A 21,606-nucleotide genomic window follows, 5' to 3' on the forward strand; every position below is an offset into this window, starting at 1 on the left:
CTGGTCAGCCTCGGCATTCTGGTGGAAACGGAGCCGGGCTTGTTCGCTCAGCCGCGTCCGTAATCCGGCAACGAGCCCGTGACCAGCACTCCTCACGCAGCGCAAGCGATCAAAGGGGCATCAACTCACGAATCGCCCTCTCAGAGGGCGCGGGCAGTGCAGCGGCCTCGGCGGGCGTTTGGGCGGGCGCGGGTGGTGTGGCGGCCTCGGTGGGCGTTTGGGTGGGTGCGGGGGGCTTGGTGGTTCTTGCCGGGGTCACTGGAGGGTCACCCTGCCGCTCTTGGGGCGGGTTCGGATGAGGTCGTGGAGGGCGGTCGCCACCTTCGCCGGGTCGGTGGCGGCGGCGGCCTCCTCGGCGCCGATGGCGTCGGCCAGCATGCTGGTGTTCATCTCGCCGGGGTCGGCCCACCAGACGGCGAGGTCCGGCTCCTCCGCCGCGAGCACGTTCGACAACTGGTCCAGTGCCGCCTTGGTGGCCCCGTATCCGCCCCATCCCTCGTACGCCCCCGTGGCGGCGTCGGAGGTGATGTTGACGACGGCGCCCCGCCGGGCGCGCAGCGCGGGGAGCGTGGCCTGGATGAGGGCGAGCGGCGCGGTGACGTTGGTCTCCAGCAGGGCGCGGAACGTGTCCAACGGGTAGTTCGCCAGCGGCGGCAGCGGCGTGGCCCCGAGCCCGCTGGCATTGTTGACCAGGAGGTCCAGCTCGGGGACGGCGTCCACGAGGCGCCGCACGTGCGCGGGGTCGGCGACGTCGCCGGGGAGTGCCGTTGCGCCCAGCTCGCCCGCGACCCGGGTCAACTGGTCCGTGCCCCGGGCGGTGAGCACGAGCCGCCAGCCCGCCTTCGCCAGCGTCCTCGCGAGCGCCAGGCCGAGTCCGCGGGAGGCGCCGGTGATGAGTGCGATGTTCGTCATACCCGCGACGCTAGAAACGCGAAAGCCCCCGCACATCGGCCTCAGGGCCCGCCCTCACCTGGGCACATCGTCCTAGGACTTCCGCAAGATCCAGCCCGTCCCGGTGAGGAGCCGGCCGGAGGCGTAGGTCGCGGGGTTCCGCAGGATCTCGGGAACAGGTCTCTTGCCTCGTGAGGAGCCGGAGGTGCGGCGTCGCGGGGCCGGGGGGTGGGCGGTGGGGCGTCAGTAGAGTGTGGGCGTGACGGCGGAACGCGACGAGATCCTGCAAGCGGTGAGTTCCGCGGTGCTGGCGGTCACGCGGCATCTGTCGGTGCGCGAGGTGCTGCAGGTCATCGTACGGTCGGCGCAGCGGTTGCTGGATGCCCGGTATGCCGCGTTAGGGGTGCCGGACGACGATGGGTCGTTCGCGGAGTTCGTCGCGGAGGGCATCACCGACAAGCAGTGGGAGGCGATCGGGCCCATTCCGCGCCAGCACGGCATGCTGGGCGCGATGCTGCGTGAGGGCGCCCCGGTGCGGCTGCCCGATCTGCGGGCGGACCCGAGGTTCGAGTACTGGCCGAAGGCGCATCCGGTGATGAAGGACTTCCTCGGCGTCCCCATCACCGACGACGGCGACGTGCTGGGCATCATCTTCCTGGCCAACAAGCGGTCCGGCGAGGGGTTCACCGAGGCCGACCAGAGCCTGCTCCAGGTCTTCGCCGCGCACGCCGCGATCGCGCTGGCGAACGCCAGGCTGTACGAGCGGAGCCGCGAGCTGGCGATGCTGGAGGAGCGCAACCGGGTGGCCCGTGAGCTGCACGACGCCGTCACCCAGAAGCTGTTCTCGCTGCGGCTGAGCGCCCAGGCGGCGGGCGCGATGATCGAGTCGGCGCCCGGCAAGGCCGCGGCCGAGCTGGAGCGGGTGCAGCGGCTGGCGGGTGAGGCGCTGGGCGAACTGCGGGCGGTGATCGTGGAGCTGCGCCCGGCCGAGCTGGACCGGCACGGCCTGGCCGAGACGCTCCGCAAGCACGTGCGGATGCTGGACCGGCTGCAACCCGCGAAGGTCACGTTCGAGGCGGACAGGCTGCCGCCGCTGGACTCCGCGGTGGAGGTGGCCGTGTTCCGGGTGGCCCAGGAGGCGCTGCACAACGCGCTGCGTCACGCGGAGGCCGCCACGGTGGCCGTGCGGCTGTCGTACGCGGGAGGCAGGCTGGCGCTGGCCGTGGAGGACGACGGCACCGGGTTCGAGCAGGGCGCCTCGCGCGGGCTGGGGCTGGTCTCGATGAAGGAGAGGGCGGAGTCGGTGGGCGGGCGGATGGTCGTCGACTCCGCTCCCGGCGAGGGGACGCGGGTGCGGGTGGAGGTGGACGTGTGATCCGGGTGCTGATCGCCGACGACCATCCGGTGGTCCGGCAGGGGCTGCGGACCTTCCTCGACCTCCAGGACGACATCTCGGTGGTGGGGGAGGCGGGTGACGGGGCGCGGGCGGTCGAACTCGTCCGCGAGCTCGACCCCGACGTGCTGCTGCTCGACCTGAAGATGCCGGTGCTCGACGGGCTGGGCGCGCTGGGCGAGCTGTCCGGCGCCGCGACCCGGGTGCTGGTGCTGACCTCGGTGAGCGACAAGTCGGACGTGAGCCCGGCGATGCGGGCGGGCGCGTCCGGTTTCCTCTACAAGGACGTCGACCCGGTCGCGCTGGTGCGGGCGGTGCGGGCCGTGCACGGCGGGCAGGTGCTGCTGGCGCCGGAGGCGGCCGAGGCGATGCTGGAGGGCGGCGACGCCGCGCCCGCGCCGGTGCCGCTGACCGACCGCGAGCGGGAGGTGCTCAAGCTGATCGCGGCCGGCCGGTCCAACCGCGAGATCGCCCGCAGCCTCGCGGTTGCCGAGAAGACGGTGAAGACCCACGTCTCCAACGTGCTGATGAAGCTCGGCGTGCAGGACCGCACCCAGGCCGCGCTCTACGCCGTCCGCCACGGCCTGGCCTGAATGTCAGGTGTGTCGTGCCGGCTCGAAGATGGCGTGGTGGGCGGCGACGATCGCGCGGCGCACGGCCCTGTCCAGTTCGCGCAGCGCGGCGGCGCTGGAGGCGAGCTCGCCGGAGGTGAGCCCGCGCTCCTCCGCCAGGCGCAGCACCGTGCCCAGCCGGGTGGCCAGCGCCGACACGCGGTGGGCGCGCGGCGGGTAGCCGGGCGCCAGCTCCCCGCCGCCGTCGCCGACGCGCGGGGGGCGTTCCTGCGCGGGACCGCCCGCGGCGGCCAGCGCCTGGGTCGCCTCCCGCATCGCCTCGGACAGCTCGCGCTCGGCCTCGGCGACCGACGGCAGGTCCTGCCGTACCGGTCCGGCCTCGTGCACGTCCAGCCTGACTCCCACGTACGAGGAGCCGCGCAGATCGAGCGAGGGCACCAGCCCGAGCCGGGTGTCGCCGAGCACGGCGACGGCGGCCTGCCCGGCGTCCACGGCCGCCGAGTTGAAGGGCGGCGGCCCCGAAAGCCCGAGCGGGTCGCCGGGCGCGGGCAGCGCGAGGCGGAAGCCGCTCAGCCCGCCGGAGCGAAGGTTGGCCAGGTATTTACGGAGCGGAACGTCGCCCACCACGGTGGGGCCGCCGACCTCTTCGACGTGGTCGGCCGCCTCGTCCAGGCCGGTGTGGCCGGTGAGCCAGGCGTTACCCCAGGCGACGAGCACGGGACAGATAGGCGATTCAGGGCGCACCGATCCACGATAAGCGCTCGCCCTGCAATAGGTTTGTCCCCAGGGTTACTCCTCAAGGAGGGGATCGGGGATGGGTGGTCAGGTGCTGCGGTTCCAGGACGTCGCCTACAGACGCGACGGGGCGACCCTGCTGCGCGGCATCGACTGGACGGTCGAAGAGGACGAACGATGGGTCGTGCTCGGGCCGAACGGGGCGGGAAAGACGACGCTGCTGCAGCTCGCGGCCACGTTGCTGTTCCCCAGCGACGGGTCGGTGGAGGTGCTGGGGGAGCGCATCGGCGAGGCGGACGTGTTCGACCTGCGTCCGCGCATCGGGCTGTGCAGCTCCGCGCTGGCCGAGCGCATCCCGCCGGACGAGAAGGTCATCGACCTGGTGCTGACGGCCTCGTACGCGCTGCTCGGGCGGTGGACGGAGGAGTACGACTCCAACGACGTCACCCGCGCGGTCGAGCTGATCGACATGATGGGGGCGGCCCATCTGATCAGGCGGCGGTTCGCCTCGCTGTCGGAGGGTGAGCGCAAGCGGGTGCAGATCGCCCGCGCGCTGATGCCCGACCCGGAGGTGCTGCTGCTGGACGAGCCGGCCGCCGGGCTCGACGTGGGCGCCCGCGAGGACCTGGTGCGGCGGCTGGCGGTGCTGGCCGACGACCACCGTTCGCCGGCGCTGGTCCTGGTGACGCATCATGTGGAGGAGATCCCGGCCGGGTTCACCCACGGCCTGCTGCTCCGCCACGGATCGGTCGTGGCCCAGGGGCCGCTGGAACACGTCATGACGGGCGAGAACCTGTCGCAGACGTTCGGGGTGCCGCTCGCGCTGGATCGGAGCTCTCAGGGGCGCTGGTACGTCCGTCCGTTCTAGCGGGCCCGCGCGACACTCCGGACGAAATATCATTCAGCGGATCGGGCCCGTCTGATTTCGGAGCGTCGCCATGTCCGTGGAGCAGCTCGTCGTCGCCGTCGTCGTGGTCGCGGCGGTGGGTTTCGCGGTGGCGCGGAGCATCAGGATCGTCCCGCAGGCCACGGCGGCGATCGTGGAGCGGCTGGGCCGCTACCACCGCACCCTCGACCCGGGGCTCAACCTGGTGGTGCCGTTCATCGACCGCATCAAGGAGCTGATCGACCTGCGCGAGCAGGTGGTCTCGTTCCCGCCGCAGCCGGTGATCACCTCCGACAACCTGGTGGTCAGCATCGACACCGTGATCTACTTCCAGGTCACCAACCCGAAGGCGGCCACGTACGAGATCGCGAACTTCCTCACCGGCGTCGAGCAGCTGACCGTCACCACGCTGCGCAACGTCGTCGGCGGCATGGACCTGGAGCGCACGCTGACCTCCCGCGAGGAGATCAACACCGAGCTGCGCGGCACGCTCGACGAGGCGACCGGCAGGTGGGGCATCCGGGTCAACCGGGTGGAGCTCAAGTCCATCGACCCGCCGGCCTCGATCCAGGACTCGATGGAGAAGCAGATGCGCGCCGACCGCGACAAGCGGGCGGCCGTGCTCACCGCGGAGGGGCAGCGGCAGGCGGCCATCCTGACGGCCGAGGGCGAGCAGCGGGCGGCGGTGTTACGGGCCAAGGGCGACGCGGAGGCGGCGGTGCTGCGCGCCCAGGCCGAGGCTGAGGCCGAGGCGATGCGGGCCAAGGGGCAGGCGGACGCGATCGGGATGGTGTTCAAGGCCATCCACGAGGGCAACCCCGACCAGAACCTGCTGGCCTACCAGTACCTGCAGACCCTGCCCGAGATCGCCAAGGGCGACGCCAACAAGATCTGGATCGTCCCTTCGGAGATGAGCCGGGCGCTGGAGAACCTCGGTGGCCTGTTCGGCGGCTCCCGGAACACCCCGGAGGCGTAGGCCCGCGGCCGCGCCCCTAGGCTCACCCTGTCCGGATCAGAGGAAGGGGTCGCGGTGACGGTCTGGGAGGCGCTCGCCGTGTGGGCCGCCGGGATGGCGGCCGGGGCGATCAACGCGGTGGTCGGTTCGGGCAGCCTGATCACCTTCCCGACGCTGGTGGCCGTCGGCGTCGATCCGGTCGTGGCGAACGTGTCCAACAACATCGGCCTGGTCCCCGGCTCCTTCACCGGCGCCTACGGCTACCGCGTGGAGCTGCGCGGCCAGCGTGACCGGCTGGTCCGGCTCGCGATCGGGTCGGCGCTCGGCTCGCTGACGGGCGGGATCCTGCTGCTCTACCTCGATCCGGACGTGTTCGAGGTGGTCGTCCCGGTGCTCATCGGGCTGGCCTGCGTGCTGGTCGTCATCCAGCCGAGGCTCAACGACTGGCTGGCCGTCCGGCGCGCGAACGCCCACCCGGACGGCGGCGCGGCCCTGTGGCTCGGGGTGTTCGGGGCGGGCGTCTACGGGGGCTACTTCGGCGCCGCCCAGGGCGTGCTGCTGATCGGGCTGCTGGGCAGCTTCCTGACCGAGCACCTGCAGCGGGTGAACGCGGCCAAGAACGTGCTCTCGCTGGTGGTGAACTTCACCGCCGCCGTGCTCTTCGTGCTCATCGCGGAGATCGACTGGTGGGCGGTGCTGGCCGTGGCGCTGGGCGCGGTGATCGGCGGTTTCGTGGGAGCGAAGGTCGGCCGCCGCATCCCCGCGCCGCTGCTGCGGGTGGTGATCGTGGTGGTGGGGATCGTGGCGATTGTCAAACTGGTGTACGGATGAAATCCCCACTATCTGGGTACAAATCCGTACATGAAGGGTGATCGAGTAGAGATCGTCATCGATGCGGGAGGCACCCCGCGCACCTACGAGATCGCCGCCACCCGCGCGGGCCGCCGGGTCGAGATCGCCACGCGGCGAGGGCTCGTCGAGGTCAGCGAGGTGACCCGGAGCGGCACCGTCGTCCGGACCGCCCGGTTCATGTCCAGCCGCATCCTCGCCCTGGTCGAGCACCCCGCCGACGAGAAGGGCTAACGGAAGTCGGCCTCGTGGTCGCGTACCCAGGACCGGAACGGCAGCGCGGGCCGGCCCAGCAGCTTCTCCACCACGTCCGTGACCTCCTCGGGGGAGTCCACGAAGCTCCGCCAGCCCGCCAGCGCGGACTCCACGAAGCCCGCGTCGCCCCAGGCCGCCAGCAGGTGCTCGCGCGCCTCCTCCGGCGGCTGGTCCTCCCACCGCACCTCGCGGCCGACCACCTCGCCGATGATCCGCACCTGCTCGGCCTGGGTGAGCAGCTCGGGCCCGCTGATCGGATAGGCCGCCCCGCCGGCCCGTACGGTCAGCGTACGAGGCCCTTCCTGATCTGGCCGGCCCAGCCGAGGGTGTTGGTCGCGAAGCCGGGCCACACCAGGAACGCCTCGTCCACCTCCACCCGCCCGCGCCAGCTCGCTCACCACGTGCCGGCCGACGTTGCCGGTCGCGCCGGTCACCAGAATCGTGTCCATGCCGCGACCGTAGAACCTGAAGTCGACTTCAGGTCAAGCTCGGCTTCACCTGGACGGTGCCGTCCTTGAGGGTGCGGGCCTCGAACGTGGGCGCGGGCGCGGTGGCCGGGCCGTGCTTGACCGAGCCGTCGTCCAGCCGGAACGTGCTGCCGTGCCACGGGCACACCACGCACGCCTCGCCGTCCTCCTCGACCACCCTGCCCTGGTGGAGCGGGCCCGACAGGTGCGGGCAGTTGTCCACCATCACGGTCACCCGCTCGCCGCGCCGCAGCACGAAGAGCGAGATGTAGCCGAGCCGCCGCGACACCGGGCGGCCGTCGGGCAGGTCCTTCAGCAGGCACAGGTCGTGCCAGCCGAGCGGCACCAGGTGGGAGACCTGGGGCGCGTGGTTGGCCCCCGCCGCCATCCGGTAGGCCAGATGGCCGCCCAGGTAGCCGCCGACCCCGCCGGCCACCAGGCCCGCGCACGACAGCGCACGTCCGGCGCTCTCCCGGCCGCGTATCCGGGCCAGCAGGGACCCCGAGAACAGCCCGAGCGCGACCAGGTTGGTCGCCATGTGCACGAACCCCACCCGCTGCTGCTCCTTGTGGAGCGAGGACCAGTCGGTGAGGCCGGCGGCGGCCGCGGGCACCGCGTTGGCGATGCCGGTGGCCAGCAGCAGCCGCACGGCGCGCGGGTCGGCCCTGGCCGCGTCGAGCAGCGCGGCCGACATCCAGCAGCCCAGGCTCACACCGGCCAGCGGCGGGTGCGCGGGCTTGCCCGTAGGCACCCCGTGCAGCAGGTCGCGGACGAACCCCCGGGGGATCCGCTCGCGCACCGCCTTCGCCAGCGCCCTGATCGGCCGGTCCATGGATGTGGTCTTCTCTAGCCGGTCAGTGAGGTCTACTGGTCCGGCGAAACGCCCCAAGTACCGACGTCTCGCCCGTACTGTCTCTTTCACGACAAGTCCCCTACCCCAGGGGTGCGGACGTCACTCGGGAAGGTGGCCCCGCGCGACCGACTCCTCGACGATCGCGCGCGCGTACGCGCCGAGCGACGGCGAGCCCTCCTCGATGAGCCGGACCTTCTCCCGCACCTGGGCGGCCCTCACCTTGAACAGCTGCCAGGTGCCGCCCTCGGTGTGGTGGTTGGCCAGGATCGGGGCGAAACGGTCCAGCGCCCTGGCGAATTTCGCCTCCGGTGTCTTGCGGTCCTCGAACTCCTCCCACAGCTCCCGCAGCCCGGCGCCCTGCTCGCCGGGCAGCAGCGCGAAGATGCGGTCGGCGGCGGCGCGCTCGGCCTCCGCCTGCGCGGCCACCGCCACCGGGTCGTAGATGAACGTGTCGCCCGCGTCGATCTCGACCAGGTCGTGGACGAGCAGCATGGCCACGACCCGCTGGATGTCGGTGCCCGGGGGCGCGTGCTCGGCCAATATCAGCGCCAGCGTGGCCACGTACCAGGAATGCTCCGCGTCGTTCTCCCGCCTGGAACCGTCCATCAGCAGGTTGCGGCGGAGAATCCGCTTCAACTTGTCGATCTCTACGGCGAAGGCGATCTGGGGGGTCAGGCGGTCCTCTGCTGGCACGATAGTCACGCGCGACACCTTAATGTGCCCTGATCAGACTGGTAGGTGAAATACTCACTGCAACCCCGTTGAACACTGCGTTACCAGACGGAACGTCCAAGGCGGACGCATCGGTCAGCGTGTTCGCGCTGACGCCGGGGTGCTTCGCCGCCACCCGCTGCGAGCTGCCCTGATGTCCCCAGCCGTGCGGCAGGCTGACCACGCCCGGCATGATCGTGTCGGTCGGCTCCAGCGGCACCGTAAGTTCGCCGGCGACCGAGCGGACCACGGCCTCGTCCCCGAGCCCGAGCCGGGCCACGTCGTCCGGGTTGATCTGGAGCGTGCAGGCGTTGCTCCCGCCCACCAGCGGGGCGACGTTATGCATCCAGCTGTTGTTGGAACGCAGGTGGCGCCGCCCGATCAGCACCATCTCCGGCGGCTCGGCGTCCAGCCCGGCGCGGAGCCGGTCCACGTCCGCCATGATCGGCTCCGGCGCCAGCTCGACCAGGCCCGAGGCGGTCCTCAGCACCTCGGGCAGCCGCGGCTCCAGCGGGCCCAGGTCGATGCCGTGCGGGTGGTCGAGCAGCTTGCGCAGCGACAGGTCGCCGCCCGCCCACTCGCCGTACGGGCCGAGCCGGAGCATCAGGTCCAGCCGCCGCTCGGCGCCGGTCTCGCCGTCCAGCAGCGCGCGCAGCTCATCCGGGTCGCGGCCCGCCACCCCCGACCCGGGTCTGTCCACCGCCTTGCGCAGCAGCTGCGCGATCACGAACTCGTCCAGGTCGCCCTCCACACCGGAGGCGATCGTGGCCAGCCGGGCCAGGATCTCCGCCTCCGACGGCCGCCCGTCCAGCGGCAGCGCCGGCCGCGAGTAGCGCGCGTAGTTGCGCACCGCGAAGTTCAGCAGCGAGAAGTCGTAGTGTCCCGACTGCAGCACCCGCGGCGGCGGCAGGATGACGTGCGCGTGCCTGGTGGTCTCGTTCAGGTACGGGTCCACGCTCACCATGAAGTCGAGCCCGGCCAGCGCCCGGTCCAGGCGGTCGCCGTCCGGGGCCGACAGCACCGGGTTGCCCGCCACCGTGACCAGGAACCTGACCTGCCCCTCGCCCGGCGTCTCGATCTCGTCGGCGAGCGTGGCCACGGGCAGCTCGCCGTTCGCCTCGGGCAGGCCGCGCACCCGGCTCTTCCACCGCCCCACCCGGTACGGCCCGCGCCTGACGGCCGGTTCGGTCGCCGCCTTGGGGAACATCACACCGCCGGGCCGGTCCAGGTTGCCGGTCAGCGTGTTCACCACGTCCACCAGCCATTGGGCGAGCGTGCCGAACTCGGCCGTGCAGGTGCCGATCCGCGCGTACACCGCCGCCCGCTCGGCGGCCGCCAGCTCGCGCGCGAGCCGTACGATCACCTCGGCGGGCACGCCCGTGCGGCGGGACACCGCGTCCGGCGGGAAGTGCCCGGCGGCCTCGCGCACCTCCGCCAGCCCGTTCACCTCGCAGGCGGGCGTGACCAGGTCCTCGGCGAAGAGCGTGTGGACGATGCCGAACAGCAGGTAGGCGTCCGTGCCGGGGCGCACGAACACGTGCTCATCGGCGAGGGCGGCCGTCCGGGTGCGCCGCGGGTCGACCACGACGAGTCGGCCGCCGCGCCGGCGCAGCGCCTTGAGCCGGCCGGGGAAGTCGGGCGCGGTGCAGAGCGAGCCGTTGGACTCCAGCGGGTTGGCGCCCAGCATCAGCAGGTAGCCGGTCCGGTCCAGGTCGGGGACCGGGATGGCGAGCGGGTGGCCGAACATCAGCCCGCAGGACACGTGCTTGGGCATCTGGTCGGCGGTGCTGGCGGAGAAGACGTTACGGGTCCCGAACGCCTTGATCATCGGCCCGGCGTAGAGGGCGCCGGCCATCGTGTGCGCGTTCGGGTTGCCCAGGTAGACGGCGGTCGACCCGCGGCCGTGCGCGGCGGTCACCTCGGCCAGCCCCCGCTCGACGGCGGCGAACGCCTCGTCCCAGGTCGCCTCCCGCCACCGAGAGCCCTCCCTGATCAGCGGCTCGCGCAGCCGGTCGGGGTCCTCGTCCAGCCTGCCGAGGCTGGCGCCCTTCGGGCAGATGAAGCCCTTGCTGAACGGGTCCTCCTTGTCGCCGCGCACCCTGGTCACGCGGCCGTCGTCGCCGAGGGTCAGCGTCAGGCCGCAGACGGCCTCGCACAGGGGGCAGGTCCGGTGGACGGTCGAGGTCATCACGACTCCTGAGTTCGTCAGATGAACTCATCTTGGCCCGTACGTGGGACAAGGGGAAGCCCCGGAGCCCCCGCGGTCTCCGGGGCCTTTCCTAGGGAGGCGCGGATCCCTAGGTCTTCAGGCCGCCCGCTGGAGAGCCGGCAGGCGGTGCGGATCGGACGGCTCCTCGAGGTCGCTCCGGAGCGGCGTCCAGGCCCGGCCGTAGAGCCTGGCGAAGCCGGGGGAGAGGGCCCCGGGACGCTCGTCGCGCCGGACGATCTCGACGATCACCAGGTTCGCGCGGGTGCGGTGCTTGTAGACCATGACGGCCCTGGCCCAGCACGCGGCGGCGATCTCCCCGGCGTAGGCCTCGAACTCCTCGGCGCAGATGCCGGCCCTGGTCAGGATCAGGGCCTTCTCGCCGGTGGCGGTCGGGGTGATCCAGAGCACCAGCGGGATGCGGCCCGAGCGGGTGTGCATGGTGGTCTCCAGGCAGACCCGGCGCAGCCGGTGGCGGGAGACCACGCACCAGAAGTGCGCGACTGCCCGGTTTCGGCCGGAACGGGTGACGACCGGCGCCGTGACGGCGCTGCTCAGCAGGGCGAACGGCAGCCACCGGCCCTCCTGGGCGACCCCCGCGAAGGTCAGCACGAGCAGCGCGGCCCCGGCGGCGAGCAGCAGTTCGGCGCGGATCCGCCAGAGGCGGGTGAGCGGGCCGGCGCGGTGCGGAGCGCAGCCCTGGTGGATCTGCATCTCAGGACACCTCCTCGGTCACCCGTGGCGGAATCCTGAGCTGGTCGAAGCGCGGGTCACGGTAAAGGCGGCATCCGAAGCCCGCCCTGGCGACCGTCCAGCCCCGGCGGTAGGCGAACTCGTCATATTCCAGGCAGATTTCGCGATCCGCACAGGCCATCAGGTCCTGAATGTGAGTGACTATGGAGGACTTGCGTCGGCGGACTCCCTTGGTACTTTGTGAATACACAGAAGACCCCTTTCGCGGCATCACAGAGGTGGCTTCTTGCGCCGGACTGCAGGCCGGCGACCGGCGCCGCCGGGTGGCAGCCCAGAGGCGGCGGGTGAGTGCTCGGCCTGGGTCCGGCTTGAGTGTGCTCGGCTACGAGCGACGAACGCGGCGGTGACTCTTAACTGGCTGCGCGATCCTTCCGGCAGGCGGCCTCCCTCGTTTCGACATCGGTATCGGGGACGGCGCCGTTGCCGGTTGGGCGGCTTGACCGGCCGCGGGTGGTCTTGGGCGGGAAGCTCTTCGGGCGAGGCCGTGCGGCGAACAATCCGGCCTCCTCAGCCCTGGAAAGCTCCTCCTGGCCTCGATCGTCCCCCGGAGACACTCGTGCGGCAAGGCTTTCTGCAAGAAAGATTCCTCTTTCTTCGCAAGGTGTCCTTCTGATTGCGGTGCAACTTGCACGGGCTACCCTGAGCCCCTTCCCCCGTAGAAGGTTTGCTTGCCTTACACCGTCTCTCCGTGAAAGCCTTCTGGCAATACCAAATGGGAGTGCTCGTGCAAGTTGCAGTGTAAGATTGAGCGAACGGCCCAAGACCGCGGGCTCGAAACGGTCCTTTCCGGCTACACCTCCATTCCCGGCAAGGAGAGTCGACGGTGCCATCGACGCAGGGCAGTCCGACTGTCCGCAGGCTCAGGCTCGGCCAGGAGCTCAGGCTTCTCCGCGAGCGACGCAAAATCACCGGCGCCAAGGCCGCCAAGGAGCTCGGCTGGTCCCCCAGCAAGGTCTCGAGGATCGAAGCAGCCAAGACCATGCCCAGCGCCGACGACATCAAGGCGATGGGGCAGCTCTACCGCACCGGCGAGGAGAAACTTGACGAGCTCTTCGGCCTGTTGCGGGATGCGGATCAGCGCGGCTGGTGGGAAGATTACGAAGACGCCCTGCCGGAGGAATACACAAGATTCCTCGGGCTTGAGGCTGAGGCCATAGTCCAGCGCTCCTGGGAACCCCAGGTCGTGACCGGCCTGCTGCAGACCGAGGAATACGCGCGGGAGGTCATCCTGGCTACCCGGGGCATCACGCGGATCACCCACAGCGGCGTCCGCAGCCGAGTCGAGGCCCGCCTCGACCGGCAGCAGCGGGTGTTGCGACGGCCCGACCCGCCGGAGTTTCAGGTGGTGCTCGACGAGTCGGCCCTGATGCGCCGCTTCGGGGAGCCTTCCGTGATGCGCGCCCAGATGGAGCATCTCCTGGAGTCATCCCTGCTGCCTAACGTCAGCCTCCGGGTGCTGCCCCTCGACTCGCTGCATCCGGTGAACACCGGCGCGTACATCCATCTGAAGTTTGCCGGTTTCGACGATGTCGTATATCTGGAACATCTGTACACGGCTCACTTCGTCGAAGACCTCGAACGGGTGGCTGGATACGAAGCGGCATTTGACCATCTGAGGTCAGAGGCCTTGGATGAGGACGAATCTCGCGTGCTCATCCAGCGTAAAGCCATGCTATGGCAGCGCTGAAAATCATCACTCAACTATTCGGGGCAAAGGCGCCCCCATATCGCCATTTGAGGGGAAATGTATAACGAAACCACGAATGCGGCTTGGCGGAGAAGCGGGCGCTGCAACGGTGCTTCTGCCTGCGTCGAGGTCGCTCCGCTCGCCGACGGCAACGTGGCCCTACGTGATAGCAAGCAGCAGGACGGACCCGTCCTGGTCTTCACTCCCGCGGAGTGGGAGGCATTCACCGCAGGCGTCCGCGACGGTGAATTCGACCTCGAAACACTGGCCCGCGCATAAATGAAACGGCCCTGGCACGTTGTCACCGCAACCTGCTGGGGCCGCCCAGTGAACGTGCTCCGATAGTCCCGCCGAAATCGAGCGCGCAAGACTCAATTACGCCCTGTGGCGGGCTCCGTATTTCCCTCCCGGGCGCGTGTTCTGTCCGCGCCCCCAGCACTGTCTCGGACGCCCTCGCCAGCCGTCCTCTGCCTTCCCCCCGCTTGCGCCTCACCATGCCGGCGTTCTGTGCTGCCCGCTTGTCCCTCGCCTGCAAGCCGGGGGTCGTGTCCTCACTTCGAGAAATGACTGATCGTCAAGCTGGAGTCGGGCGATCGGCGGTTTAAGTCAAGGGAGGGGCGCTACGCGGTAATAGTTCGCACATGGCATGCTCGATGACGAAAGTCCCAATCGAGCTGGATGGCGCCCCCGATGACCTTCCCCCGCGCACTCTCGATGATGGCCGTCATGGCCGCGCTCGCCGCCTGCACAGCCGCCGTTCCGGAGACGCCCGAGCGGCAGCGGCAGGCCGCGGCCACCTCCTCACCCGAGCCGACGGCCCCCGCCAAGCCGAAACGTCAGCCGTACACCATCGCCTTCGGCGGGGATGTGCACTTCGAGGGCTTTCTGCGGGCCCGGCTGGACAATCCGCGCACCGCGCTGGGGCCGATCGCGTCGGTGCTGCGCAAGGCCGACCTGGCGATGGTCAACCTGGAGACCGCGATCACCGAGGGCGGGACTCCGGCGCCGGGCAAGCAGTACACGTTCCGGGCGCCGGCCAGTGCGCTGACCGCGCTCAAGGCGGCCGGGGTGGACGTGGCCTCGATGGCCAACAACCACGGCATGGACTACATGGAGACCGGCCTGGCCGACTCGCTCGCCGCGATCAAGGAGACCAAGTTCCCGGTCGTGGGCATCGGCAAGAACGACAAGCAGGCGTACAAGCCGTTCCGGAAGACGGTGAACGGCAACCGGGTGGCGATCATCGGCGCGACGCAGGTGATGGACACCGAGTTCATCAGCGCCTGGACGGCCGGCCCCGGCAAGGGCGGGCTGGCGTCGGCGAAGGACGAGCCGCGCCTGATCAAGGCGGTACGGCAGGCGCGCAAGAACTCCGACACCGTCATCGTGCACCTGCACTGGGGCACCGAGATGGAGCAGTGTCCCAACCCCGCGCAGCTCTCCCTCGCGCCGAAGCTGGTCAAGGCGGGCGCCGACGTGGTGGTCGGCGGGCACGCGCACATCCTGCTGGGGGCCGGGTATCTGGGCAAGGCCTACGTCAGCTACGGGATGGGCAACTTCGTCTTCTACAACTCCAACCCCGCCACGACCGGCCGCACCGGCGTGCTGACCCTCACCATCAACGGCCGCAAGATCCTCAAGGACAAGTGGACCCCTGCCACGATCCAGGGCGGGGTGCCGGTCCCGATGACCGGGCCCGAGCGGAAGCAGGCGGTGGCCGACTGGAAGGCGCTGCGGTCCTGTACCGGTTTGTCCTCCCGCCCCTGAACTGTTCACCGGATTCCCCGGGAAATCCCGTCAAACGCGGGTAACGATCGGGTCAGGCGGGGGAAGATGAGGTCGTGTCCACGCCGCAACTGGAAGATGACTGTGCGTCGCCGAAACCGCTCCGGCGGCAGCCCACGCAGCGCCGCAGCGCACGACGGGTCGAGCGGATGCTCGACGCCTGCGCCGAACTCCTCGACGAGGTCGGTTACGAAGGACTGTCCACCACCCGCATCGCCGACCGCGCGGGGGTGGCCATCGGCTCGGTCTACCAGTTCTTCCCTGACAAGCGGGCCATCACCCAGGAGCTGACCAGGCGCAACGTCGAGCTGTTCGTCACCCGGGTGGGACGCCGGTTCATGGAGGAGGACTACCGGGGCTGGTGGGACGCGGTCGACGCGATCATCGACGAGTACGTCGACATGCACCGGTCGGTGCCCGGGTTCAAGAGCGTCCACTTCGGTGACGTGGTCGACCTCAACCTGCTCGACTCCGCCTCCGACAACAACACGGTGATCGCGGGGCGGCTCCGCGAGCTGCTGCTCACGGAGTTCGGCCTGGCCGACAGCCACGAGCTCGACGTCGCCGCGCTGGTGGCCGTCGAGGCGGGCGACGCGGTGCTCAAGCTCGCCTTCCGCCACGACCCCGGCGGCTCCGAGGAGATCATCGACGCGGCCCGGCAGCTCGTGCGGGGCTTCCTGTCGCGCCAGCTCCGGTCGTACACGCCGCAGCCCGACTAGCGCGTCCGCTCCCACGCTTCGAGCAGCTCCGGCAGCCAGTGGGGTTCGTCGCGCCGGACGCACGCCTCGGGGGACGACACCGGCTGGACCTCATGGTCGTGCGCCCGCAGTTCGGCCTCAAGGACCCGCAGTCTTCGCTCGGCCGCTTCGGCCCCTTCCAGCCGGGCCGAAACGTAGCCTGCGACTCCGGGCCCCACCGCCGACAGCACGACGCCGACCGCCAGCGCGAGCGTCATCTGCCTGGATCCGCCCATCTCCAGCCCCTTCCGCTCGCGGCGAAGTGACCGGTATATGCCCACGACCTGCAGTTATATGCGTATCGTGAGATTCTGATGACCTCACGTAGCGGTCTCAGAGAGGCATCGGCGATGCGTATTGCGCGGGCAAAACCGCACGGCGCTCGGTAGTCTCGCGTTGTGGCGCATGTGACCCGTGAGCACCTTGATCGCCTGCTTGAGCAGGCGCTGCTGGCCGACGACCACGCCGCGCTGGCCCGCCGGCTGTACGACGTCGCGCTCGACTACTCCAGTGGCGACGTGTCCAGGGCGGCCATCCTGGTCCAGGCGGCCGAGGAGTGGCGTGCGGCCGGCCAGCCGGCCCGCGCGCTGGAGTGTTTCCAGCGCGCGCTCGAAGACGGCGGTGAGACCGGCGTCGATCCGCGTGCCGGCATCGCCGACACGCTTTTCGAGCTCGACCGTACGGATGAGGCGAGGGAGGTCATCGAGACGATCCGCGCCGAGGGCGGCGTCTCGGCGGCGACCGCCTACAGCATCGCCGAGACGCTCGTCGCCTACGGTGACCTGGAGGCGGGTCACGAGTGGGTCACCCAGGCCCTGCTGACCTGCGACACCGACGATCCGGAGCGGGCGTCGATGCTGCGCACCCGCTACCGCATCCGCCTGGACCTGGGTCTGCCTGAAGACGAGATCGACGCCCTCGTCTCCTGACCCTCCGCGTGTGCCGGAAGGTCAGCGCAGCTTGATGTTGCCCAGCAGGAGCGACACGCTCTCGACCGAGTCGGTCGGGACGGTGCCCGTGTCGAACGACCTCGTCGCCCTCGGCAGCGTGCGCCGGACGACCTCGTCCTTGATGCGGTTGACCGGGCGGGTCACCTCCAGCGGGATGCTGTTGTTGCTGTAGCCCCTCCAGCGGTCGTGCGTGCGCTGGTTGCTGCTCTTCGCCTCGTGCCGCTTGAACCCGGGCAGCGCGGGCATGCGCGACAGCTTGACGACGTCCACCTCCGTCACGCGCGACGGGGTCCGGGTGAGGGTCGGCATCTCCGAGGTGCCCATGAAGCCGCCCAGGTCCGACAGGCCGGTGCGGGAGCGGGTGATGGCCAGCCCGGTCAGGTTGAGCCGCTCGGCCAGCCTGGCCGACTCCAGGGCCTCGTGGGTGTCGGCCGAGCCGAGCAGCGGGCGGCTGCGGCGGTCGCTCAGCCGCAGGACGGTGAGCTCGTCGCAGAGCGCCGCCGCGGGCGAGCCCAGGTGGGCCGTGCGGCAGTCGTGGGCGGCGGCGGCAGCGGGGCCGGTGCCCAGCCAGGTGACGCCCGCGGTCAAGGTGGCCATGGCAAGGATGGTCCGGATGCCTCGTGTCGGCACTTCTCGTCCCCCTGATCGTTCTGAATGATCTGACGAACGCAGAAGCTAGCCAGATGCGCGGCACCGGGGAGGCGGGTTGCCGGAAGGCTGGCCCGTTCCTTACCCAACGGGGTATCGGGATGACCTGGCCTGGAACGTCGAACGCCCGGAGGTTGCACCTCCGGGCGTTCGGGAAGGCGGGATCAGGCCCGCTGGACGGTCAGCTCGTCGTCGCCGAGGTCGACGACGACCTTGTCGCCGTCGGCGATCTCGCCCGAGAGCACCGCCTTGGCCAGCTTGTCGCCGATCGCCGACTGGACCAGGCGGCGCAGCGGGCGCGCCCCGTACATCGGGTCGTAGCCCGTCAGGGCCAGCCACTCGCGGGCCGCCGGCGTGACCTCCAGTGTCAGCCTGCGGTCGGACAGCCGCCGGGCGAGCCGATCCACCTGAAGGTCCACGATCTGCGCCAGTTCCTCGGAGCCGAGCGCGTCGAACAGGATCACGTCGTCCAGCCGGTTGAGGAACTCCGGCTTGAACGCGCTGCGCACCGCGCCCATCACCGCGTCGCGCTTCGCGCCGCTCTCCAGCGTCGGGTCGACCAGGTAGTTCGAGCCGAGGTTGGAGGTCAGGATCAGGATCGTGTTGCGGAAGTCGACCGTGCGGCCCTGGCCGTCGGTCAGCCGCCCGTCGTCGAGCACCTGGAGCAGGATGTCGAAGACCTCAGGGTGGGCCTTCTCGACCTCGTCCAGCAGCACCACCGTGTACGGGCGGCGCCGGACGGCCTCGGTGAGCTGGCCGCCCTCCTCGTAGCCGACGTAGCCGGGAGGCGCGCCGACCAGCCGGGCGACGCTGTGCTTCTCGGAGTACTCGCTCATGTCGATACGGGTCATCGCCCGCTCGTCGTCGAACAGGAACTCCGCCAGCGCCTTGGCCAGCTCGGTCTTGCCGACACCGGTCGGGCCGAGGAACAGGAACGATCCAGTCGGCCGGTCGGGGTCGGCGATGCCCGCCCGGCTGCGCCGCACCGCGTCGGACGTGGCCCGCACGGCCTCGTGCTGGCCGATGAGGCGCTTGCCCAGCTCCTCCTCCATGCGCAGCAGCTTGGCCGTCTCGCCCTCCAGCAGGCGGCCCGCCGGGATGCCGGTCCACGACGAGATCACCTCGGCGATGTCGTCGGGGCCGACCTCCTCCTTGACCATCGAGTTCTCGGCCGGGGCGGCCTCGGAGGCGGCCTGCAGCGCCTGCTCCAGCCGCGGCACCTCGCCGTACATGATGCGGGAGGCGGTCTCGAAGTCGCCGTCGCGCTGCGCCCGCTCGGCCAGGCCGCGCGCCTCGTCGAGCTGCTTCTTCAGCTCACCGACCTTGTTGAGCCCGGCCTTCTCCTGCTCCCACCGGCCGACCAGGGCGTTCAGCTCCTCCTGGCGGTCGGCCAGCTCCTGGCGGAGCCGCTCCAGGCGCTGCACGGAGGCCTCGTCGGTCTCCTTGGACAGCGCCAGCTCCTCCATCTTCATCCGGTCGACGGCACGCTGGAGCTGGTCGATCTCCACCGGACGGGAGTCGATCTCCATACGCAGCCGGGAGGCGGCCTCGTCGACCAGGTCGATGGCCTTGTCGGGCAGGAACCGGCTGGTGATGTAGCGGTCGGACAGCGCCGCCGCGGAGACGAGCGCGCTGTCGGCGATCTGCACCTGGTGATGGGCCTCGTAGCGGCCCTTCAGCCCGCGCAGGATCGCGATGGTGTCCTCGACCGTGGGCTCGCCCACGTACACCTGCTGGAAGCGGCGCTCCAGCGCCGGGTCCTTCTCGATGCGCTCGCGGTACTCGTCGAGCGTGGTCGCGCCGATCATGCGCAGCTCGCCGCGGGCCAGCATCGGCTTGAGCATGTTGCCCGCGTCCATCGCGCCTTCGGCGGCGCCCGCGCCGACGACGGTGTGGAGCTCGTCGATGAACGTCACGACCTGGCCGTCGCTCTCCTTGATCTCGGAGAGCACGGCCTTGAGCCGCTCCTCGAACTCGCCCCGGTACTTCGCGCCGGCGACCATCGCGCCCAGGTCGAGCGCGATCAGCCGCTTGTCGCGCAGCGACTCCGGCACGTCACCGGCCACGATCCGCTGGGCCAGGCCCTCGACCACGGCCGTCTTGCCGACGCCGGGCTCGCCGATCAGCACCGGGTTGTTCTTGGTGCGGCGGCTGAGCACCTGCACCACCCGCCGGATCTCGGAGTCACGGCCGATGACCGGGTCGAGCTTGCCCGCGCGGGCCCGCTCGGTCAGGTCGACGCCGTACTTCTCCAGCGCCTGGTAGGTGTCCTCCGGCGTCTCACTGGTGACACGGGCGTGACCCCGTACCTTCTCGAACGCGTCGAGCAGCGCCTGCGGCGTGGCGCCCTGAGACTTCAGCAGGTCGGCGACCTGGCCGCCGTCGGCGGCCAGGCCCACCAGCAGGTGCTCGGTGGAGACGTACAGGTCCTCCATCTGCTTGGCGCGCTGGGCCGCGGTGTTGAGCACCGTGAGCAGGTGACGTGAGCTCGTCGGCGCACCCACCGTCGCGCCCTGCGCCTTGGGCAGCGCCGCGAGCTGCTCCTCGGCCTTGGCCCGCAGCGCCCGCCAGTCGGCGCCGACCGCCTCCAGCAGCGGGACGGCGGTGCCGCCCGTCTGCGAGAGCAGCGTGGTCAGCAGGTGGACCGGAGAGATCTCGGGGTTGCCCTCGGCGGCCGCCCGCCGCATGGCGCCCGAGATCGCCTCCTGACTTTTCTGAGTGAGCTTGTATTCCATCTACGCCCCCGGTGGCAGCTCGTAGCGGATCAGCGCCTTGATCGTCTGTAGTTCGGCGCGGAGCCGGTGAACCTCCTCGCGCAACCGCAGCGTCTCGGTCTCCAGCTCCAGGATCCGCTTGATGCCGGCGAGGTTGATGCCCTCCTCTTGGGAGAGGCGCTGCACCTCGCGCAGCATGATGATGTCTCTTGTGGAGTAGAGGCGGCCGCGCCCCGCGGTGCGGCCGGGGGATACCAGGCCGAGCCGGTCGTACTGCCGCAGGGTCTGCGGATGCAGCCCCGACAGCTGCGCGGCCACCGAGATCACATAAACAGGAGTGTCATCGGACAGGTCGAAGTACTTGGCGTCCATCGGCTCACTCGCTTCTGGCTCTCAAAATGAGCTCGGCCCGGGGGTCCTCGCCCGCCGAGGCGTTGCTGAACTCCGTGAGCAGCTCACGAGACTTGTCGTCGAGCGTCTTCGGCACCACGACCTCGACGGTGGCGAGCAGGTCGCCCTTGGTGCCGTCCTTGCGGGTGACGCCGCGTCCGCGGATCCGGAACGTGCGCCCGTTCGGCGTGCCCGGGGGTATGCGCAGGGTCACCGGCATCCCCTTGAGCGTCGGCACCTTGATCTCGGCGCCGAGTGCCGCCTCCGAGAACGTCACGGGAACCGTGACGGTCAGGTTGTCGCCCGACCTTCCGAAGACGGCGTGCGGCTTGACGTGCGTCACGATGTAGAGATCACCGGCCGGGCCGCCGTTCTCGCCCGGTGCGCCCTTGCCCTTGAGCCTGACCCGCTGGCCGTCGGCCACGCCGGCCGGGATCCGCGCCTGGATCGTCCGCGTGCTCTTGGCCCGCCCGCTGCCCTCGCACACCGGGCAGGGGTCGTCGACCAGCAGCCCGCGGCCCTTGCAGTCGCGGCATGGCTCGGAGAAGGCGAAGCTGCCCAGGTTACGACTGGCCGCGCCGGTGCCCTCGCAGGTCGGGCAGACCCGCGGGGTGGTGCCGGCCTTGGCGCCCGTCCCGGTGCACGCGGCGCACGCCGCCGAACTCGTCAGCCGGAGGGACACCGTGGCGCCCTCCGCGGCCTCCGTGAACGACAGCGTGACCTCCGACTCGATGTCCTGCCCGCGCCGCGGCCTGGTGGCGGAGCCGGTACGGGTCGTGCCGCCCCGGCCGAACAGCCCGCCGAACAGGTCGCTGAAGCGGTCGCCCGCCCCGTGGCCGGTCTGCTGACCGGAGCCGCCGAACAGGTCACCGAAGTCGAACGGGAAGCCGCCACCACCACCCGGACGCTGGCCGCCCACCCCGGACCCGAACAGCGTGCGCGCCTCGTCGTACTCCTTGCGGCGCTTGCTGTCGGACAGGACGTCGTAGGCCTCGGAGACTTCCTTGAACTTCTTCTCCTTGGCCGCGTCGCCCTGGTTGGTGTCGGGGTGGTACTGCCTGGCCAGCTTCCGGTACGCCTTCTTGATCTCGTCGGCGGTGGCTGACTTGGGCACACCAAGGACGGCGTAGTAGTCCTTCTCCAGGTAGTCCTTGGTGCTCATCTACGGC

At 70.5% G+C, this 21,606-nt stretch carries 22 protein-coding genes and 1 pseudogene; 11 read left to right on the plus strand and 12 right to left on the minus strand.

Annotation, left to right across the window (positions count from 1 at the left end; translation table 11 throughout):
- Positions 1-255: 255 nt before the first annotated feature.
- On the minus strand, positions 256-912 hold the full coding sequence (locus AB0J42_RS22210) for an SDR family oxidoreductase (protein WP_364297261.1): 657 nt from the start codon (positions 910-912) through the stop codon (positions 256-258).
- Between the two features lie 238 nt (positions 913-1,150).
- On the opposite strand from AB0J42_RS22210, the gene AB0J42_RS22215 reads away from it, so the two are divergent.
- Together AB0J42_RS22215 and AB0J42_RS22220 are read left to right on the plus strand one after the other, a co-directional pair.
- The gene (locus AB0J42_RS22215; protein ID WP_364297263.1) at positions 1,151-2,266 is read left to right on the plus strand and encodes a GAF domain-containing sensor histidine kinase; all 1,116 of its coding nucleotides are present in this window, start codon (positions 1,151-1,153) and stop codon (positions 2,264-2,266) included.
- The gene (locus AB0J42_RS22220) at positions 2,263-2,877 is read left to right on the plus strand and encodes a response regulator transcription factor (protein ID WP_364297265.1); all 615 of its coding nucleotides are present in this window, start codon (positions 2,263-2,265) and stop codon (positions 2,875-2,877) included. The genes AB0J42_RS22215 and AB0J42_RS22220 overlap by 4 nt, the downstream gene beginning before the upstream one ends.
- A 3-nt stretch (positions 2,878-2,880) precedes the next feature.
- Here AB0J42_RS22220 and AB0J42_RS22225 read toward each other — a convergent pair whose 3' ends face one another.
- The gene (locus tag AB0J42_RS22225; protein WP_364297267.1) at positions 2,881-3,573 is read right to left on the minus strand and encodes a hypothetical protein; all 693 of its coding nucleotides are present in this window, start codon (positions 3,571-3,573) and stop codon (positions 2,881-2,883) included.
- 97 nt (positions 3,574-3,670) lie between these two features.
- Between AB0J42_RS22225 and AB0J42_RS22230 the strand changes: the two genes are divergently transcribed.
- From AB0J42_RS22230 to AB0J42_RS22245, 4 genes are all read left to right on the plus strand, one after another.
- Entirely contained in the window at positions 3,671-4,459 is a 789-nt protein-coding gene (locus tag AB0J42_RS22230) for an ABC transporter ATP-binding protein (RefSeq protein WP_364297269.1), read from the plus strand.
- Between the two features lie 70 nt (positions 4,460-4,529).
- Positions 4,530-5,453, plus strand: a complete 924-nt coding sequence (locus tag AB0J42_RS22235) for an SPFH domain-containing protein (protein WP_364297271.1) — start codon at positions 4,530-4,532, stop codon at positions 5,451-5,453.
- Between the two features lie 54 nt (positions 5,454-5,507).
- Complete coding sequence (locus tag AB0J42_RS22240) at positions 5,508-6,263, plus strand: sulfite exporter TauE/SafE family protein (RefSeq protein WP_364297273.1); 756 nt, start codon at positions 5,508-5,510, stop codon at positions 6,261-6,263.
- A 30-nt stretch (positions 6,264-6,293) separates the two neighbouring features.
- Complete coding sequence (locus AB0J42_RS22245) at positions 6,294-6,515, plus strand: hypothetical protein (RefSeq protein ID WP_364297275.1); 222 nt, start codon at positions 6,294-6,296, stop codon at positions 6,513-6,515.
- Here the strand turns inward: AB0J42_RS22245 and AB0J42_RS22250 are convergent.
- The 5 genes from AB0J42_RS22250 to AB0J42_RS22270 form a co-directional block, all read right to left on the minus strand.
- Positions 6,512-6,985 (minus strand): hypothetical protein, encoded by a 474-nt coding sequence (locus AB0J42_RS22250; RefSeq protein ID WP_364297277.1) that lies wholly within the window; start codon positions 6,983-6,985, stop codon positions 6,512-6,514. The two genes, AB0J42_RS22245 and AB0J42_RS22250, sit on opposite strands and share 4 nt — an antisense overlap.
- A gap of 28 nt (positions 6,986-7,013) precedes the next feature.
- Positions 7,014-7,835 (minus strand): Rieske (2Fe-2S) protein, encoded by an 822-nt coding sequence (locus AB0J42_RS22255; protein ID WP_364297279.1) that lies wholly within the window; start codon positions 7,833-7,835, stop codon positions 7,014-7,016.
- Positions 7,836-7,955: 120 nt separating this feature from the next.
- Complete coding sequence (locus AB0J42_RS22260; protein ID WP_364297281.1) at positions 7,956-8,567, minus strand: HD domain-containing protein; 612 nt, start codon at positions 8,565-8,567, stop codon at positions 7,956-7,958.
- A 1-nt stretch (position 8,568) separates the two neighbouring features.
- The gene (locus AB0J42_RS22265; RefSeq protein ID WP_364297283.1) at positions 8,569-10,755 is read right to left on the minus strand and encodes a molybdopterin-dependent oxidoreductase; all 2,187 of its coding nucleotides are present in this window, start codon (positions 10,753-10,755) and stop codon (positions 8,569-8,571) included.
- Positions 10,756-10,872: 117 nt separating this feature from the next.
- Positions 10,873-11,487 (minus strand): hypothetical protein, encoded by a 615-nt coding sequence (locus tag AB0J42_RS22270; protein WP_364297285.1) that lies wholly within the window; start codon positions 11,485-11,487, stop codon positions 10,873-10,875.
- Positions 11,488-12,349: 862 nt separating this feature from the next.
- Between AB0J42_RS22270 and AB0J42_RS22275 the strand changes: the two genes are divergently transcribed.
- The 4 genes from AB0J42_RS22275 to AB0J42_RS22290 all read left to right on the plus strand — a co-directional run bounded on the left by AB0J42_RS22275 (position 12,350) and on the right by AB0J42_RS22290 (position 15,717).
- Positions 12,350-13,213: a helix-turn-helix transcriptional regulator gene (locus AB0J42_RS22275; protein WP_364297287.1), complete on the plus strand. Its 864-nt coding sequence runs from the start codon at positions 12,350-12,352 to the stop codon at positions 13,211-13,213.
- A 57-nt stretch (positions 13,214-13,270) separates the two neighbouring features.
- Positions 13,271-13,492, plus strand: coding sequence for a DUF397 domain-containing protein (locus tag AB0J42_RS22280; protein WP_364297289.1), 222 nt, complete (start codon positions 13,271-13,273; stop codon positions 13,490-13,492).
- Between the two features lie 411 nt (positions 13,493-13,903).
- Positions 13,904-14,980, plus strand: a complete 1,077-nt coding sequence (locus AB0J42_RS22285) for a CapA family protein (RefSeq protein WP_364297291.1) — start codon at positions 13,904-13,906, stop codon at positions 14,978-14,980.
- Between the two features lie 74 nt (positions 14,981-15,054).
- A complete protein-coding gene (locus AB0J42_RS22290) occupies positions 15,055-15,717 on the plus strand; it encodes a TetR family transcriptional regulator (protein ID WP_364297293.1) in 663 nt (220 codons plus the stop codon).
- Here AB0J42_RS22290 and AB0J42_RS22295 read toward each other — a convergent pair.
- A complete protein-coding gene (locus AB0J42_RS22295) occupies positions 15,714-15,971 on the minus strand; it encodes a hypothetical protein (RefSeq protein WP_364297295.1) in 258 nt (85 codons plus the stop codon). The genes AB0J42_RS22290 and AB0J42_RS22295 overlap by 4 nt on opposite strands.
- Before the next feature lie 162 nt (positions 15,972-16,133).
- Between AB0J42_RS22295 and AB0J42_RS22300 the strand changes: the two genes are divergently transcribed.
- Complete coding sequence (locus AB0J42_RS22300) at positions 16,134-16,664, plus strand: tetratricopeptide repeat protein (protein ID WP_364297297.1); 531 nt, start codon at positions 16,134-16,136, stop codon at positions 16,662-16,664.
- Between the two features lie 21 nt (positions 16,665-16,685).
- Here the strand turns inward: AB0J42_RS22300 and AB0J42_RS22305 are convergent, their stop codons facing one another.
- The 4 genes and pseudogenes from AB0J42_RS22305 to dnaJ all read right to left on the minus strand — a co-directional run bounded on the left by AB0J42_RS22305 (position 16,686) and on the right by dnaJ (position 21,599).
- Positions 16,686-17,282 carry a hypothetical protein gene (locus tag AB0J42_RS22305; RefSeq protein ID WP_364297299.1) on the minus strand — a complete coding sequence of 199 codons (597 nt, stop codon included), beginning with the start codon at positions 17,280-17,282 and terminating at the stop codon, positions 16,686-16,688.
- Between the two features lie 215 nt (positions 17,283-17,497).
- Positions 17,498-20,068, minus strand: a complete 2,571-nt coding sequence (gene clpB / locus AB0J42_RS22310) for an ATP-dependent chaperone ClpB (RefSeq protein ID WP_364297301.1) — start codon at positions 20,066-20,068, stop codon at positions 17,498-17,500.
- 48 nt (positions 20,069-20,116) lie between these two features.
- Positions 20,117-20,419 (minus strand): annotated as a pseudogene (locus tag AB0J42_RS22315) (helix-turn-helix transcriptional regulator); the annotation flags it as partial.
- Positions 20,420-20,423: 4 nt separating this feature from the next.
- The gene (gene dnaJ, locus AB0J42_RS22320) at positions 20,424-21,599 is read right to left on the minus strand and encodes a molecular chaperone DnaJ (RefSeq protein WP_364297303.1); all 1,176 of its coding nucleotides are present in this window, start codon (positions 21,597-21,599) and stop codon (positions 20,424-20,426) included.
- Between the last annotated feature and the right edge of the window lie 7 nt (positions 21,600-21,606).

Source organism: Nonomuraea sp. NPDC049649, from assembly GCF_040675175.1.
In the GTDB taxonomy this organism is placed as follows: domain Bacteria; phylum Actinomycetota; class Actinomycetes; order Streptosporangiales; family Streptosporangiaceae; genus Nonomuraea.